Raw genomic sequence first — 15,853 nt, forward strand, 5'->3', positions numbered from 1 at the left:
TTCCTGGACCGATCTGCCGGTTAGCGTGAGCTCATGACCACGTTCGACCTCGACCGGCAGTCCCTTCTCGTCCTCGACCCGATCGTCGCGAAGACCACCGCGGCGGATCTCGACCGGCCCACGCCGTGCGCCGGCTGGACGCTCGCCGATCTGCTCCGCCACCAAGTCAGCGAAAACCGCGCCTTCGCCGAAGCAGCGCGCAACGGTTCCGCGAAGGACTGGGACAGCGGTCAGCTTGGCGAAGACCCGTACGCCGCGTACGCGGCATCAGTGACCGACTACCTCGCCGCGTACGGCGAAGCCGACGTCGCGGAACGCCAGATCGCCATCAACACCTTCGGCACCTTCCCCGGCACAGTCGCGATCGCGATGCACCTCGTCGACACCGTCGCGCACGGCTGGGACCTGGCCAAGACCCTCGACGTCGCGTACGGCCCGGTGCCGGAGGCGGTGCACGCCGCATTGCAGTTCGCGCTGATGATCCCGACCGACCCGAAGGAACGCGTCGAGCGCGGAACCTTCGCGCCGGTAGTGCCGGTCAGCACCGACGAAAGCGAGCTGGACCAGTTCCTCGGCTTGCTGGGCCGCGACCCGGAATGGCGGGTCAGCTGACCTTGTCCGCCGGAGCCGACCAGGTGTCGCAGGCGGACGGGCCGGCTCCGGTGTAGCCCGCCTTCGCCCAGGCCAACTGGTTCGCGCGGGTGCCGTGGTCGCCGCTGTCGTCGGCGCGGCCGTAGTCGGCGACGGCGGCGTTCGCGGTGGCCCGGCTGATCGACCCGCGGTCCGCCGCGGCGTTGAGGAACAGCGCGCCGAAGCAGTTGGCCTGCAGCTCGATCCGGCGCACGACGGCCTTGTCCGCGTCGCTGGTCGGCTCCGGCGAACCCATCTCGGCGCTCGCCGCGTCGAGGATGCCGCTCTCGCGCTGGACGTGGTGGCCGTACTCGTGCGCGAGCGTCGCCAGGTGCCGGGCCCGGCTCAGCCCGGCGTCCGACAGCATCCAGTCGGTGGGCGCGTAGATCGTGGCGTCGCCGCCGCAGTAGTACGCGACCGCTTCGTCGCGGGACGGCGCGTTGCCGCAGGCGCTGGTCTTCGGCAGCGTGACCGACACCTTGACCGGCAGGTTCGGCTCGTCCGCTTTGTCCAGCGCGGGCTGCCACGCCTGTTTCAGGCAGCCGACCAGCGCGGTGTAGAAGGTCTTGAGCTGCTCCGCGTCCCGGCTCAGCTCCGGCAGATCGCACGATACCCGGCCGAGCGCGACGCCCTCGGCCAGCAACGGATTGCCGCTGAGCTTGCGCACCGGTTTGGCGTCCTGGCGGTCCGGCATCGCGTCGGAGTCCGGGGCCGCGATCGCGTGCCCGGACACCTCGTGCGGCACCACGGCCATCAAGGCGAGCGTGACCGCGACGATCGCGACCGCGGCGACGGCGCCCAGCGCTTTGCCCGCCTTCCGGCGCGGCGGAGCCTGCACTGGCGGCGGGGGCCACGGGCCCCCGGCGTAATACGTCATTCCTCCCCCTCCCGACCAGCATACGGAGACCGCGAGCCGCCCTGGATCACGAAACGGGAACGCCGGGCTCCTGGCCTGATCCGCGACAGGCAGCGAGACTGGACGCTATGACTGTCGAAGATCCGTACCTGTGGCTGGAAGACGTGACGGGCGACGAGGCGCTCGAATGGGTCCGTTCGCGCAACGCGGAGACGCTGGACGTGCTCACCGCGAGCGAGAGGTTCGGGCAGCTGCGGGACTCGATCCGCGAGGTGCTCGACGCGGGCGGCCGGATCCCGTACGTCGCGCGCCGGGGGACGCGCTACTACAACTTCTGGCAGGACGCCGAGCACCCGCGCGGGCTGTGGAGGCGCACCACGCTGGAGCAGTACCGCACCGGCGAACCGGACTGGGAGATCCTGCTCGACGTCGACGCGCTCGCCGCGGCCGAGGACGAGAACTGGGTCTGGAAGGGCGCCGCGGTGCTGCGTCCCGGCCACCGGCTCGGCCTGGTCCAGCTCTCGCGCGGCGGCGCGGACGCGACCGTCGTCCGCGAGTTCGACCTCGACGCGCACGAGTTCGTGGCGGACGGCTACACCCTGCCCGAGGCGAAGCACCGGATCGGGTGGATCGACGCCGACCGGGTGTACATCGGAACCGACTTCGGCCCGGGCTCGCTCACCACGTCCGGCTATCCGCGGCTGGTGAAGGAATGGCGGCGCGGCACCCCGCTCGAAGACGCGGTGCTCGTCGCCGAGGGCAAGCCGGACGACGTCGCGGTGATGGCGGTCCACGACCCGACCGAGGGCTTCGAACGCGATTTCGTGCGCCGCGCGATCGACTTCTACCGCACCGAGTACTTCGAGCGGACGCCGTCCGGATTGACCAAACTGGACCTGCCCGAAGACGTCGAGGTGTCCACGCACCGCGAGTGGCTGCTCGTGCACCCGCGCAGCGCGTGGACCGTCGGCGGCGCCGAGCATCCGGCGGGCACGCTGCTCGCGATCAACTACGACGCGTTCAAGTCGGGCGACCGTGACTTCACCGCACTGTTCACCCCGGACGCGCACACGTCGCTGGACTACTACACGTGGACCCGCAACCATCTCCTGCTCGCGACGCTGCACGACGTCAAGTCCGAGCTGCGCGTGCTGACGCCGGGCCCGGACGGCTGGGGCGAGGCGGAACTGGGCGGTGCGCCGGAATTCGGCAGCGCGCAGATCGTCGACACCGAACCGGACGTCGACGACGAATACCTGGTGGATTCCTCCAGCTACGTCCAGCCGTCCACGCTCACCCGCGGCGTCGTCGGCGGCGTCGTCGAGGTGCTGAAGCAGGCGCCGGAGTTCTTCGACGCGACCGGGATGGAGGTCAGCCAGTACTTCGCGACGTCGGACGACGGCACGAGGATCCCGTACTTCGTGGTCCGCCCGCCGGGCGCGGAAAACGGCCCCACGCTGCTGTACGGCTATGGCGGTTTCGAGGTTTCGCTGACCCCGTCGTACGGCGGGGTGGTCGGCCGGTCCTGGCTGTCGCGCGGCGGCACGTACGTGGTCGCGAACATCCGCGGCGGCGGCGAGTACGGCCCGGAATGGCACATGCAGGCGGTGAAGGAGAACCGGCACAAGGCGTACGAGGACTTCGCCGCGGTCGCGCGCGATCTCGTCGCACGGGGCATCACGACGAAGGAACGGCTCGGCATCCAGGGCGGCAGCAACGGCGGACTGCTGATGGGCGTCATGCTCACCCGCTACCCGGAGCTGTTCAGCGCGATCGTGTGCCAGGTGCCGCTGCTCGACATGAAGCGCTACCACCTGTTGCCGGCCGGGGCCTCGTGGATGGCCGAATGGGGCGACCCGGACGTCCCGGAAGAGTGGGAGTACATCTCGAAATACTCGCCGTACCACAACGTTTCGGCGGACGTCGGCTATCCGCCGATCCTCTTCGTGACCTCGACGCGCGACGACCGCGTGCACCCCGGGCACGCGCGCAAGATGGTCGCCCGGATGCGCGAGCAGGGTCACGACGTGGAGTACTTCGAGAACATCGAAGGCGGCCACGGAGCGGCGGCGGACAACGAACAGCTCGCGTTCCGTTCGGCGGTCGCGTACGAATTCCTCTGGTCGAAGCTTTCCTAGACCAGTCCCCGGGGCCGCGCCCGCACGCGCGGCCCCGGGCGTACCGACGGTCCTCTGTGGACGTCCGCAAGCGCTCGTTCGAACTGAGCCCAGGCGTCGGTGACGAACGCGAGCCACGGCGTACCGAGCCGCCGCAACGCACGTCCGTGGCCGACTAGTACGCCGCCGGTTTCCAGCACCGCCTTGGCTCGCCACTTCACCGAGGCCGCGATTCTCTGCCGCCGCAACCGGTCCACGTGATAGCCGAGCCGCCGTTCCAGCCCGGCGAACACGCGTGCGGCAACCTCCACGGTGACCGGATCGCGGGTGCCATCTCGCAACGCACGGTAGTAGCCGAGCGCGAGAACGTCCGAGATCAGCTGGCTCATCACATCGCTTCTCCCCGGTTTGCTCGCGGTTTCGAGCAACCGGGCGACCAGCCGCTGGTCTTCCGCGGTCAGCTCGTCCGGTGCCTGCTGGAACCGCCGGACGCTGCGCGCCACCACCGGATCCAGCCGCACCCCGCTCCCCCACGCCGGCTGCGGCCGGACCTTCCGCCGCCGCGCCTCCGCCTCGAACACCGCACTCCAGTCCACGCGGTCATGCTGCCGCCTGGATGTGCCGTTGCGGAGTGGAGGTTGTGGAGATTCGGTGGAGCTACGGGACGTACAACGCGGCGGCGGCCCAGTCGAACACTTTCGGGTCGCCCAGACCGGATTCAGTGAGCCAGCGGGCCGCCTGATGGGCAGCGTCCTCGCTCTCGATCAGCCCGTGCCGTCCGGGCACAACGCCGGTGGCCGCGCGGACGTCGTCGACCAGGCCGTCGAGGCAGCGCCAGGTGTGCCAGAGCCCGCCGTCGTAACCGACCAGCTCGAAGCCGAGCAACTCGCCGGACGTGCTCGCGCCTTCCTCGATCCGCCCGACAACGGCGCTGGTCTCGCGAGTCCAGCCGTCCGCGATGATTTCGCGGACGATCGGCTCGGCTTCGTCCGGAAGGAAGCCGACTTCGAGCACGTCAAGCCCGGTTTGCCGAGCGAGGGAGAGATCGCGGAACCAGTCGTCGTGCACCTCGGCGACGCACTCGCTGATCGACACGAGTTCGCCGGTCCGCCGCACAGCGCGGTAGCCCGCCGAAACAAGAGTCACGATCGCTAGTTTCCTCCCCGGTTCGCCCAGATCGTCCGCCGGATCCAGTCGGCGTACGCGGGCACGCTGCTGTATAGCCCCGGACCGCCCGCACAAGCCGAACGCGCGCTGCCCGGCCCCGAAGTCACTCCGATCAGCTCCCATCGCCCACCAGCTCCGCGCCGGACCTGCGGACCGCCGGAATCGCCGATGCACGCCATCGCTTCCGGCCTCGGGCTGACCGTGCACAACCGCGTCCGACCCGCATAACCTGGGCCGCATTCGGATTCCGCGCCGCGTCGAACGTCCAGTTCCTGCAATCGTTCCGGGAACCGGGCCTTCGTGAAGTCGTAGGTGTCCACGGTGGTGCCGAACCCGAGCAGCCGCGTCGGCGTACCGGGCGCACCCGGCCGGGACGCCAGCCGGATCGGCTTCTCGGCGACAGGACGGTCCAGCTTGACCAACGCGACGTCGTTGCGGTTGAAGGGAATGGTCTCGCTCTGCAGCGCGTAGCCCGGATGCGTGATCACCTGCGCGATCCGCCGGACGGTCCCGCCGGAATGCTGCCGCTCGCTGCCGATCCGGACGGTGCCGTCCGGGGTCACGAGGTTCGAGTCCACGCAGTGCCCCGCGGTCACCACCCACTGCGGGTCGATCAGCGAAGCACCGCACACACCGCGGTCGCCGGTCTGGCTGACTGTCTCCGGTATGGCCGCCATGAACGGGTAGCGCTGCGTCGAATCGCCGCCCTTCACGATCGCCTCGGCAGTGCCGGTCGAGAACAAGGCGGTGCACACCGCGGCGGCCATCGTCACGGCGACCGCCCGGCGGCCAGCAGACTTGATCACGGATAAGTCCTTTCGTTCGCTTCCGGTCAGCCTGCCCGGCCAAGATCATCCGAACCATGCGGACAGCCGGTCTCTCCGCGGTAGGGCCTGCCCCCACGCTTGTCTCTGTACCTACTAGTATGTACGCTGAGCTCATGTCCACCAGAGACCAGCTCATCGCGAGCACCCAGGACCTGTTGTGGGAGCGGGGGTACGTCGGCACCAGCCCGAAGGCGATCCAACAGCGCGCCGGGGCCGGGCAGGGCAGCATGTACCACCACTTCACCGGCAAGGCCGACCTGGCGCTCGCCGCGATCCGGCAGAACGCCGACGATCTGCGCGCCTCCGCCGAGACCGCGTTCGCCCAGGGCACGACCGCGGTCGAACGCGTCTCCGCCTACCTGCTGCGCGAACGAGACGTCCTGCGCGGCTGCCCGGTCGGCCGGCTGGCACTGGATCCCGAGATCGTCACGAACCCGGAATTGCGCGCACCGCTGGAAGAAACGTTCGACTGGCTCCGCGGCCGTCTCGCCGAAGTGCTCGCCGAAGGTGCCGCGAACGGCGAACTGCCCAGCGATCTCGACCCAGCCGCGACGGCAACCACACTGGTCGCGGTGCTGCAAGGCGGGTACGTCCTGGCCCGATCATCCGGCACGGCGGAGCCGTTCGACCAGGCAATTCGCGGAGCACTCGCCCTCCTCGGCCGGCGGTGACGCCGATGTACGCGATGCAGTACGAGATCGACCTGCCCACCGGATACGACATCGAACACCGAGTCGCCACCCGAGGCCATCGCACCGACGCCTTCCCCGGACTGGGGCTCAAGGCATATCTGGTACGCGACAACCAGTACGCGCCGTTCTACCTCTGGACCGACACCGCCGGAATGAGCCAATTCCTCTGGGGCGGCGGCGGATTCGACGGCATAGTCCAGGATTTCGGCCGACCGCCAGTGCAGCACTGGACCGGCGCAAGCTGCCTGCCTGGTCCGGCGCGGGCAACCTCCCCGAACTTCGCGACCAAACGCGTACGCCCGCTGCCGTCCTCTGGCGGAATCGAACGCGAACTAGCCGAACTCGCGCAACAGTCCCAAAACCCGGCTGTGCACACCACCGCACTGGCCATCGACCCACGTCGATGGGAAGCCGTGCGCTTCACCCTCTGGACCGCCAGCCCGGATGAGGACACCGACGTCCGCTATCGGGTTCTTCACATTTCCCAACCAAATCTCGACCAGTTGAGCTGAAAGGCCACCCCATGCCGCTCGTCCGCATCGACGTGCTGTCCGCACCCAACGCCGACCGCCTCCCCGCCATCGGCGAAGCCGTGCACCAGGCGATGACCGAAACCATCGACGTCCCCGTCGACGACCGGTTCCAGATCCTGAACAGCCACGCCGCCGACCGCTTGCGCTACGACCCCGACTACTTCGGCGTCCACCGCGACGACGACATCGTGTACATCGCCATCACGTTGCGCGCCGGGCGCACGAACGACCAGAAAACCGCGCTGTACCGGCGAGCGACGGAACTCATCGCCGAGTCGACGGGGATCGAGCCGAGGAATGTGTTCTTCAGCCTGACGGAAAACCATGAGGTGGACTGGTCGTTCGGCGAGGGGGTCGCGCAGATGCTGCCGTCAGCGCCCTGAAAGCGGTGGCCTGATCAAGCATTCTCGGTCCAGTAACGCTGAACCCTGGCCACCGCCTCGTCCTTGCTCATCCCGGCCACCTCAGACTCTTCGAGCCCCACGCGCCGGAGCAGCAGGTACACGAGATCGGCGGGCAGGGCCTCGGCTGGTGGCTGAGGTGTCCCGCGAGCCGGTTTGACGCCGTCCTGCACGCAGGACCAGAAAGCTGGTTCCCCGACATCAAGCTGGTCGCGGAGAATGTGCTTCCACAGGCCCGGTCCGTAACCGCTGCGGTCCACCGGACGCGAGACGCGGGTACGCAGAATCCGGCCGTCGACAAGATCTAGTTCGTACGTGACGTGATGCGTTCCCGTTCGCCCGCGAGCGTCGCGCACTCTGCGCCATTCTTCGACCTTGCAGAACGTCTCGTGGTCGTCGCGGGTCGGCTGGGGCCAGGAAGTCATTGCGCGGCACCGACAAGCCAGTCGCGCAGCTGCGCGTCGTCGCTGAAGCTGATCAGCTGCACCAGCCCCCAGTTGTCCCGGTGGTTCGGAGCGTTCAGCAAACGCTCCTGCCAATCCTGCGCGTACTCCCGCAGGGCGTCGACCATTTCGTCGACCGCCTCGTCGAACGACGCGCCGTCCGCGGACACTGGCAGCCCCGGGATGAACACCGACCAGCCGCCGGCTTCGGGCACGACTTGAGCGTGCGACGGAACGACCGTCGCGAGGACGTGGCGCAGGCGCACGACATCCACCACGGCGGTCGTCGCGGAATCGCGCCGAACTGTCGCGACGAGCCCTTTCTCAGCGGCGTCCAGCAAATCCTTCAAATGTGCACGCGCATCGGTGTAGGTGTCGTAGTGCACTGCGGACATGTCAGCCTCCCAGGCGGTCCCCACCAGCATGCCTCCCGGAAGCAAGTACGTCAAGTACGTGACGTACTTGAGAGGTCAGCGCAGCTGTCAGCAGACAAAAATCGGGGCTGGGGCAGCACCTGCTGCCCCAGCCCCGACCAGTCGTTCAGCTGGCGAAGAAACGCTTAGCTGCAGCCGGAAGTGGCCCCGCAGCCCTCGCAGGCGTAGCACGATCCGGCGGGCCGCATTTTCGTTCCGCAGGTCATGCAGAGCGGGGCGTCGGCGGCCTTGCCGAGGTGCAGTTCCATCAGTTCGGCCGTGCTGTGCGCGTCACGCGACGAAGTGTCCGTTGTGGACTCTCCCGCGCGGGCGGGCGACGAGTCCACGCTGCTGCGCAGCGCCTCGATCTCGAGGTTCTGCCCGCCGTAGTTCGCCTCGACCTCCGCCGAGCGTTCGTCCGCGGTGAAAATGCCCAGCTGGGCCCGCTTTTCGTACGGCAGGTAGTCGAGTGCCAAACGGCGGAACAGGTAGTCCATGACGCTCGTGGCGATCCGGATGTCCGGGTCGTCGGTCATGCCCGCCGGTTCGAAGCGCAGGTTCGAGAACTTCGAGACGTAGAACTCGAGCGGGATGCCGTGCTGCAGGCCGACCGAGATCGACATCGAGAAGGCGTCCATCACGCCGGACAGGGTGGAGCCTTGCTTGCCCAGCTTCACGAAGATCTCGCCGAGACCGTCGTCCGGGTACGAACCCGCGTGCAGGTAGCCCTCGGCGCCGCCGACGGTGAACGACACCGTCTGGCTCGGGCGCTTCTTCGGCAGGCGGCGGCGCACCGGGCGGTACTCGACGACCTTCTCCGGCTCGGTCTCGGCCGCGGCTTCCTTCTTCTTGCCCGTGGACAGCGGCTGGCCGACCTTGCAGTTGTCGCGGTAGATCGCGAGCGCCTTGAGGCCGAGTTTCCAGCCCTGGAAGTAAATCTCCTCGACGTCCTCGACGGTCGCCGACTCCGGCATGTTGACCGTCTTCGAGATCGCGCCCGAGATGAACGGCTGCACCGCGGCCATCATCCGCACGTGGCCCATCGGCGCGATGGACCGGTCGCCGACCGCGCAGTCGAACACCTCGTAGTGCTCGGGGCGCAGGCCCGGCGCGTCGACCACGTGGCCGTGCTCCGCGACGTACTCGACGATCGCCTCGACCTGCTCGGCCTGGTAGCCCAGCACCTGCAGCGCGCGCGGCACGGTCTGGTTCACGATCTGCATGGACCCGCCGCCGACGAGCTTCTTGAACTTCACCAGCGAGAAGTCCGGCTCGATGCCGGTGGTGTCGCAGTCCATCATGAAGCCGATGGTGCCGGTGGGCGCGAGCACCGAAGCCTGCGCGTTGCGCCAGCCGTCGCGAGTGCCGAGCTCGATGCCCTGCTGCCATTCCTGCGACGCGAGCGCGCGAACTGCCGCGTCGTTGCTGTGATAAGTGCGGACAAGCTCGTTGGCCGCGGCGTGCTTGCGCATGACGCGCTGGTGCGCCTCGGCGTTGCGGGCGTAGCCCTCGTACGGTCCGACGACGCCGGCCAGCTCGGCCGAGCGACGGTAGGACACGCCGGTCATCAGGGACGTGATCGCGGCGGCGAGCGCGCGGCCGCCCTCGGAGTCGTACGCGTGGCCCAGCGCCATCAGCAGCGCGCCGAGGTTGGCGTAGCCGATGCCGAGCTGGCGGAACTTGCGCGTGGTGTCGGCGATCGGCTCGGTCGGGAAGTCGGCGAAGCAGATCGAGACGTCCATCGCGGTGATGACGAACTCGACGGCCTTCGCGAACAACGGCGCGTCGAACGTGCCCTCGTCGGACACGAACTTCAGCAGGTTGAGCGACGCGAGGTTGCAGCTCGAGTTGTCGAGGTGCATGTACTCGCTGCACGGGTTGGACGCCGTGATCCGGCCCGATTCGGGGCAGGTGTGCCAGTCGTTGATCGTGCTGTCGTACTGGATGCCCGGGTCGGCGCATTCCCACGCCGCTTGAGCCATGCCGCGGAACAGCTTCTTCCCGTCGGTGCGGTCGATGACCTCGCCGGTGAGCCGGGCGCGCAGGCCGAAGTCCGTGCCGTTCTCGACGGCGTGCATGAACTCGTCGGAGACGCGGACCGAGTTGTTCGCGTTCTGGTACTGCACGGAGGAGATGTCGGAGCCGGAGAGGTCCATGTCGAACCCGGCGTCGCGGAGGACCTTGATCTTTTCCTCTTCGCGCGCCTTGGTCTGGATGAACTCCTCGATGTCCGGGTGGTCGACGTCGAGCACGACCATCTTCGCCGCGCGCCGGGTGGCCCCGCCGGACTTGATGGTGCCCGCGGACGCGTCGGCGCCGCGCATGAACGAGACCGGGCCGGACGCGGTGCCGCCGGAGGTGAGCAGTTCCTTCGAGGACCGGATCCGCGAGAGGTTGAGGCCCGCGCCGGAACCGCCCTTGAAGATCAGGCCTTCCTCGCGGTACCAGTTGAGGATCGACTCCATCGTGTCGTCGACGGCGAGGATGAAGCAGGCGGACACCTGCTGCTTCGAGGACGTGCCGACGTTGAACCACACCGGGGAGTTGAAGCTGAAGACCTGGTGCAGCAGCATCCAGGTGAGCTCGTGCTCGAAGATCTCGAGGTCGGACGGACCGGCGAAGTAGTCGTGCTCGGCGGCGGCCTTCACGTAGGTGCGCACCACGCGGTCGATGAGCTGCTTGAGGCTGCTCTCGCGCTGCGGGCTGCCGACCGCCCCGCGGAAGTACTTGCTGGTGACGATGTTGGTGGCGTTGACCGACCAGAACCCGGGGAATTCGACCCCGCGCTGCTCGAAGTTCACGCTGCCGTCGCGCCAGTTCGTCATGACGACGTCGCGGGTCTCCCACGCGACCTCGTCGTAGGGGTGGGTCCCCTCGGTGGTGAAGACCCGCCGGACGGTGAGGCCCTTGTTCGGCTTCTTGTTCTGTCCGGCCGCCGCGCCGGTTCCCACGGTTTCGGTCATGCGGTCCTGTCCCTCGCTCCCCGCGACCCGGTGACGGCTCAGTCGTCGCCGGCGCGCTCGCCTTCCTGGTCCTCCGCAGTTCCCGCCATGGCTTTCCGCAGGTCCGAGATCTCCTTCTCGAAGTCCTCGACCGAGGAGAAGGAGCGGTAGACGCTGGCGAACCGGAGATACGCGACGCCGTCCAGTTCCCGCAGCGGGCCGAGGATGGCGAGGCCGACCTCGTGGCTGGGGATCTCGGCCAGACCGGCGGAACGGATCGACTCCTCCACGCGCTGCGCGAGCTTCTGCAGCGCGTCGTCGTCGACCGGACGGCCCTGGCAGGCCCTCCGCACGCCGTTGACCACCTTGTCCCGGCTGAACTGCTCGGTGGCGCCGGACCGTTTGACCACGGCCAGCACCATCGTCTCCGACGTGGTGAAACGCCGGCCGCACTCGGCGCACGAACGCCGCCGCCGGATCGCCTGTCCCTCGTCCACCTCTCGGGAGTCGACGACCCGAGAGTCCGCATGCCGGCAGAACGGGCACCTCATCCGCCGATCACCTTCCCCTCCGCGCCGGTCGATTCCTGTCCCAACCGGCCCCTGCCGCCACGCTACGGCCTGGACCGCGGTCACCGCGCGCGACCCCGCGCCTGGTGATCGACTTGTGGACACCCGGTGGGCAACTGCCGGCCGGCTGTGGACAACTGCCGCCAGTCTACCCCTACCTGTGGACCAACTACAGCGGTGTAACTACTAGATATAGGGGTAGACCATAGATCGCCTCCGGGGCGGGCGCAAGAAACCCGAGAGGGTGAAAGACCGGTTGCGCAAGATGCGACCGGGTGGTTTCCGACAGTCATCATCCGGCAGAACCCGATCCTTCGCCCGCTTCCCCTGCCGAACCGGCGCCGGACCAGGCGACCGGCACGGTGAGCGGCATGCCGGGCAGCAGCGCGGTGTCGTCGAGGTTGTTGAGCTCCTTGATGCGTTCGACGACCGCGCTCTGGTCGGCGTTCGGCGCGAACCGGGCGGCGAGCGCGCCGAGCGAATCGCCGGGCTGCACGGAAACGGACGCGGTCCGCGACGGCACCGGGCCGCTGGACACGCCCGAGCCGAAAACGCCGAGCCCGGTGACGATCAGGCAGGCCGCGAAGGCGATCGCGAACAGCCACGGCCACCGCACCGCCGGCCGGGTCGCGGTCTGGCAGGCCACGCCGCCGCGCCGTCCGGCGACGACCCGCGCCCGGGACGGCGGCCGCAACGGCTCGCCGCGCCGCTCGCGCGCGGTACGACCGGGGTTGGCCGGGACGGCGGCGGGAATGTGCCGGACCGCGGTGCGACCGCGAACCTCGCGGGCAGGCGCTTCTTCGATTTCGACGGCCGACCGGGTCGACGTCTGGAATCCGGCTCGCTCAGCGGACCGAGCCGCAGCGCGACCGCGCGCCTCACGGGGCTTGCGGGCAGGAGCTTCTTCAGTTTCGACGGCCGACCGGATCGACGTCTGGAATCCGGCTCGCTCAGCGGACCGGACAGCGGTGGCGGAGCGCAGCTCGGCTGCGGTTGCCCGCGCGCTTCGCTCGAGCGAGGGCGAGAACCTGGAAGATTCCGCGGCCGACCGCGCACCGACCCGCCCGAGAACCTCGCTCGCATCTCGCTCGAGGGGCATCGGCTCGGCCGAGGACACGAACTCAGCGGGCGCGTCCGCCGACCGCGCACCGGCGCGCCGGGAGGCACCGCCAGGCGCCGACCGTCCGGAGTCAGCCAGTTCGCCACCCGCGAGCCCGGCTTCTGCCGCCGCTTGCCGGGCGCGCCGCCGCCCGGGCTCGCCGCGCGAACCTCCCCGGGACTCGCCGCCCCGGCTCCGCCGCGAGTCGCCGCGACCCGCTTCGCCGCGAGAACCCTCGGCGGACCGGTCCGAAGCAGGACCGCGCCGGGCACCCGTCCGGCCGCGAAGCTCCACTACCTCGCCAGAACCTCCCGCCGGGCTCGGATCAGCGCCCGTTCCGGCTTCGATCTCCTCCGGAACACCATCCTTTCGGGTGGCATCGACGCTCTTCGCGCGCCGCCGTGACCGGCGCGCCGGACCGCCGGACCCGGGCGTCCGCCGGGACGGGACAGCCCCATCCGACGCACCGCCGCCCTCGGCGGGGCAGTCGGCGGGGACGGGCCGAAGCGGGCGGACGAGCCCGCGATCTGCCAGGATCGACATGACGGAACCTCCTCGTGACCTGCGGATCCGTCCGGTCCGGGCCGTACACCTGCGCCGCAGCGGTCCAGATCGAACAGGCGTTCTATCGAACGTCCGTGCGAAGGTCTACCACCCCGCACCGACAAAATCGAGAGGACACGGCGTGTCGATCGAACAGATGTTTGAAATCGTCGCGCGCGGTGGCTAACGTCGGTGACCAGGACATCTGCCGGACCGGCTCCGGCGGGTGCCGCCGGACGGGCGTTCGCGGAAAACGCGGATCCCGGACCGGCGCACGCGGACACGCGCGGGACGCCGACACGGCGGCCGCGGGACGGCTGGAGGCGACGCAGCGTTGGAGAAGGACACGGTGAAGGGCACCGCGGCGAAAGGGGCCAAAGCGGCCTCGCGAGGCAAGGCGTCCGCACGATCCGCGCGCGAATCCGGCCACGAGAGCACGGGGAAGGTGAGCGCCATGCCGGAGGTGTACGACGTGGACGAGACGCTGACCGTCCGCCAGCAGCAAGTGCTCGACGTCATCCGCACGTGGGTGAGCCGCTTCGGCTACCCGCCGAGCGTGCGCGAGATCGGCGAGGCGGTGGGGCTCACGTCCACGTCGTCGGTGTCGCACCAGCTGCGCGCGTTGCAGCGCAAGGGTTATCTGCGCCGTGACGCCAACCGGCCGCGCGCGGTGGGCGTGCTCGCGTCCACGGACGACAACCCGATGGGCATCGAGATGGACCAGCAGCCGTCCGTGCCGAAGGCGGCGTACGTGCCTCTGGTCGGACGGATCGCGGCGGGCGGTCCGGTGCTCGCCGAGCAGGCCGTCGAGGACGTTTTCCCGCTGCCGCGCGAAATCGTCGGCGAGGGCGAGCTGTTCCTGTTGAGCGTCACCGGCGATTCGATGGTCGACGCGGCCATCACCGACGGCGACTGGGTCGTCGTCCGGCAGCAGCCCGCCGCGGAGAACGGGGACATCGTCGCCGCGATGATCGACGGCGAGGCGACGGTAAAGACGTTCAAGCGCAAGGACGGGCACGTGTGGCTGATGCCGCACAACGACGCGTACGAGCCCATTCCCGGCGACGACGCGTCGATCCTGGGCAAGGTCGTGGCGGTTCTGCGCCGTCTTTGAGTCGTGGTTCGCTCCCCTGCCCTGAGGCCTAGGCCCCGGGGCGGGGGTGCGAGCAACGCAGGATGCGGACTTTGCCGACGGCCGTGGTGTTGCGCCGGGTCAGAAGCGGCGGCACGTCAGGAGACGCAGCGCGCCAGTGGCACCGGCGCGCTGGGAACAGCGCTGCGTCACTGGCAGCACCACGCTGAAACTGGTCCTGCGCCAGTGGCAGCGCCGCGCTAGGAGTGAGCGGCACCGCGTCAGTGGCAGGGCGACGCCAGAAATGGTGCCGCGCCAGAAACGGTGCCGTGCCAGCGACAGCGCCACCTCAGGAGCGAGCGGCACCGCGCCAATGGCAGCCGCGCGTCAGGAACGGTGCCGCGTCAGGAGCGCCATTGCGCCAGTGACAGCACCACGCCAAGAGCGAGCGGCAACGCATCAGTGGCAGCCGCACGCCAGGAACGGTGCCGTGCCAGGAGTGACGGCGCGCCAAGAGCAGTTGATCAGGAGCGGCGACGTTTCCTCGCCAGCAGGAACCAGGCGGCGAGAACCACGACCGCGGCGACACCGGCAGCAGGAATGAGCGGGAAACCACCGGCGTCCTCCGCAGCTGGTTGCGGAGTGGCGGCACCGCCGGGTTTCGGCGCGGGCGCGTTCGGAGTGACCAAGGCCGTCGCGTTTTTGACCGCGCGGATGGGTTCGCCGACGCCTTCGCTCCCGGACAGCAGCGTGCCGTCCGGTTCGAAAGCGATGGCTTCGCCCTGTTTTTCGTTCGGCAGCGGAATCCGCACGGGTTCTCGTTGCAATGCCGCCGCGACGTCGCCGTCCGGGGCCGCGTACAGATATGCGTCCGTGTAGGTCCGCAGGGCGATGACCTTGCCGTCCGCGCTGGTCGCGCCTCCGGTGATCAGCGCCGAACCGAACGAGCCGACCGGACCGCCGGGAGTGTCGGTGCTGCGGACGCGCAGGGTGCCGACCTGCTCCAGTTTCGTCGGGCCGGGAGTCGCTAGCGGAGCCGACGGTTTGTAGACCTTGGAAGTGCCCAGCAGGTCCTTGGTCACCAGGAACGGCGTGCCGGACTGGTCCAGGACAAGGGCTTCGGTGTCGTGCGGACCGTCCGGATAAGTCAGGCGATGCACGACTGCCGCGCCGCCGGACGGTTTCAGCTCCAGCAGGGCGACCGTTTCGCGTTTCGCGCGGTTGTCGCCGGTGTCGGAGAGCCAGAGAGTGCCGTCTTTGCCTCGAGCGAGGTCTTCGACGTCGTACGGGTCCGTCGGATCACTGAGGACGTCCTTGACCTGGCATTTCCGGTCCAGGACGAAGACCTGCACCTTGGTGCCGCCGTCGTTGATGGCGTACCAATGCTCGCCGTCGGATCCCAGGCCGGACAGTTCGTTGAGGCGCTTGTCCGTGATCTGGCACAGCGTCTCCGGCGCAGGAGCAGGAGCCGCCGCAGCCGGGACAGCGCCCGCGAGCATCAGGACAGCCGTCAGTACCAGGACGACCCGCACCACTTCACCTCCGTAGC

The 15,853-nt window shown here is 69.1% G+C and carries 16 protein-coding genes; 6 read left to right on the forward strand and 10 right to left on the reverse strand.

What is annotated here, in order from left to right; all coding sequences use genetic code 11:
• Positions 1-33 precede the first annotated feature (33 nt).
• Entirely contained in the window at positions 34-612 is a 579-nt protein-coding gene (locus ABZX37_RS31075) for a TIGR03086 family metal-binding protein (protein WP_354745533.1), read from the forward strand.
• On the opposite strand, the gene ABZX37_RS31080 is transcribed toward ABZX37_RS31075, so the two are convergent.
• Complete coding sequence (locus tag ABZX37_RS31080; protein ID WP_354745535.1) at positions 605-1,507, reverse strand: neutral zinc metallopeptidase; 903 nt, start codon at positions 1,505-1,507, stop codon at positions 605-607. The genes ABZX37_RS31075 and ABZX37_RS31080 overlap by 8 nt on opposite strands.
• A 107-nt stretch (positions 1,508-1,614) precedes the next feature.
• Between ABZX37_RS31080 and ABZX37_RS31085 the strand changes: the two genes are divergently transcribed.
• Positions 1,615-3,624 (forward strand): prolyl oligopeptidase family serine peptidase, encoded by a 2,010-nt coding sequence (locus ABZX37_RS31085; RefSeq protein ID WP_354745537.1) that lies wholly within the window; start codon positions 1,615-1,617, stop codon positions 3,622-3,624.
• On the opposite strand, the gene ABZX37_RS31090 is transcribed toward ABZX37_RS31085, so the two are convergent.
• The 3 genes from ABZX37_RS31090 to ABZX37_RS31100 all read right to left on the reverse strand — a co-directional run bounded on the left by ABZX37_RS31090 (position 3,621) and on the right by ABZX37_RS31100 (position 5,576).
• Positions 3,621-4,199: a hypothetical protein gene (locus ABZX37_RS31090; RefSeq protein ID WP_354745539.1), complete on the reverse strand. Its 579-nt coding sequence runs from the start codon at positions 4,197-4,199 to the stop codon at positions 3,621-3,623. The two genes, ABZX37_RS31085 and ABZX37_RS31090, sit on opposite strands and share 4 nt — an antisense overlap.
• A 61-nt stretch (positions 4,200-4,260) precedes the next feature.
• Entirely contained in the window at positions 4,261-4,749 is a 489-nt protein-coding gene (locus tag ABZX37_RS31095; protein WP_354745541.1) for a hypothetical protein, read from the reverse strand.
• A 5-nt stretch (positions 4,750-4,754) separates the two neighbouring features.
• A complete protein-coding gene (locus ABZX37_RS31100) occupies positions 4,755-5,576 on the reverse strand; it encodes a serine protease (protein WP_354745543.1) in 822 nt (273 codons plus the stop codon).
• 134 nt (positions 5,577-5,710) lie between these two features.
• Between ABZX37_RS31100 and ABZX37_RS31105 the strand changes: the two genes are divergently transcribed.
• From ABZX37_RS31105 to ABZX37_RS31115, 3 genes are read left to right on the forward strand one after another with little or no spacing between them, the layout of a single operon-like run.
• The gene (locus tag ABZX37_RS31105; RefSeq protein ID WP_354745545.1) at positions 5,711-6,268 is read left to right on the forward strand and encodes a TetR/AcrR family transcriptional regulator; all 558 of its coding nucleotides are present in this window, start codon (positions 5,711-5,713) and stop codon (positions 6,266-6,268) included.
• Positions 6,269-6,273: 5 nt separating this feature from the next.
• On the forward strand, positions 6,274-6,801 hold the full coding sequence (locus tag ABZX37_RS31110) for a DUF4865 family protein (protein WP_354745547.1): 528 nt from the start codon (positions 6,274-6,276) through the stop codon (positions 6,799-6,801).
• Positions 6,802-6,812: 11 nt separating this feature from the next.
• A complete protein-coding gene (locus ABZX37_RS31115) occupies positions 6,813-7,205 on the forward strand; it encodes a tautomerase family protein (protein WP_354745549.1) in 393 nt (130 codons plus the stop codon).
• A 14-nt stretch (positions 7,206-7,219) separates the two neighbouring features.
• Here the strand turns inward: ABZX37_RS31115 and ABZX37_RS31120 are convergent, their stop codons facing one another.
• The 5 genes from ABZX37_RS31120 to ABZX37_RS31140 form a co-directional block, all read right to left on the reverse strand.
• A complete protein-coding gene (locus ABZX37_RS31120; protein ID WP_354745551.1) occupies positions 7,220-7,648 on the reverse strand; it encodes a cytotoxic translational repressor of toxin-antitoxin stability system in 429 nt (142 codons plus the stop codon).
• Complete coding sequence (locus ABZX37_RS31125) at positions 7,645-8,061, reverse strand: prevent-host-death protein (RefSeq protein WP_354745552.1); 417 nt, start codon at positions 8,059-8,061, stop codon at positions 7,645-7,647. The genes ABZX37_RS31120 and ABZX37_RS31125 overlap by 4 nt, the downstream gene beginning before the upstream one ends.
• Positions 8,062-8,225: 164 nt before the next feature.
• Positions 8,226-11,042, reverse strand: coding sequence for a vitamin B12-dependent ribonucleotide reductase (locus ABZX37_RS31130; protein WP_354745554.1), 2,817 nt, complete (start codon positions 11,040-11,042; stop codon positions 8,226-8,228).
• A gap of 38 nt (positions 11,043-11,080) precedes the next feature.
• A complete protein-coding gene (gene nrdR / locus ABZX37_RS31135; RefSeq protein WP_037809784.1) occupies positions 11,081-11,572 on the reverse strand; it encodes a transcriptional regulator NrdR in 492 nt (163 codons plus the stop codon).
• Between the two features lie 310 nt (positions 11,573-11,882).
• A complete protein-coding gene (locus tag ABZX37_RS31140; RefSeq protein ID WP_354745556.1) occupies positions 11,883-13,232 on the reverse strand; it encodes a LysM peptidoglycan-binding domain-containing protein in 1,350 nt (449 codons plus the stop codon).
• Positions 13,233-13,686: 454 nt separating this feature from the next.
• On the opposite strand from ABZX37_RS31140, the gene lexA reads away from it, so the two are divergent.
• A complete protein-coding gene (gene lexA, locus ABZX37_RS31145; protein WP_067593639.1) occupies positions 13,687-14,346 on the forward strand; it encodes a transcriptional repressor LexA in 660 nt (219 codons plus the stop codon).
• A gap of 482 nt (positions 14,347-14,828) precedes the next feature.
• Here the strand turns inward: lexA and ABZX37_RS31150 are convergent, their stop codons facing one another.
• Positions 14,829-15,803, reverse strand: coding sequence for a hypothetical protein (locus ABZX37_RS31150; protein ID WP_354745591.1), 975 nt, complete (start codon positions 15,801-15,803; stop codon positions 14,829-14,831).
• Between the last annotated feature and the right edge of the window lie 50 nt (positions 15,804-15,853).

The organism is Amycolatopsis sp. NPDC004079 (assembly GCF_040610415.1).
Lineage (GTDB): Bacteria > Actinomycetota > Actinomycetes > Mycobacteriales > Pseudonocardiaceae > Amycolatopsis > Amycolatopsis halotolerans.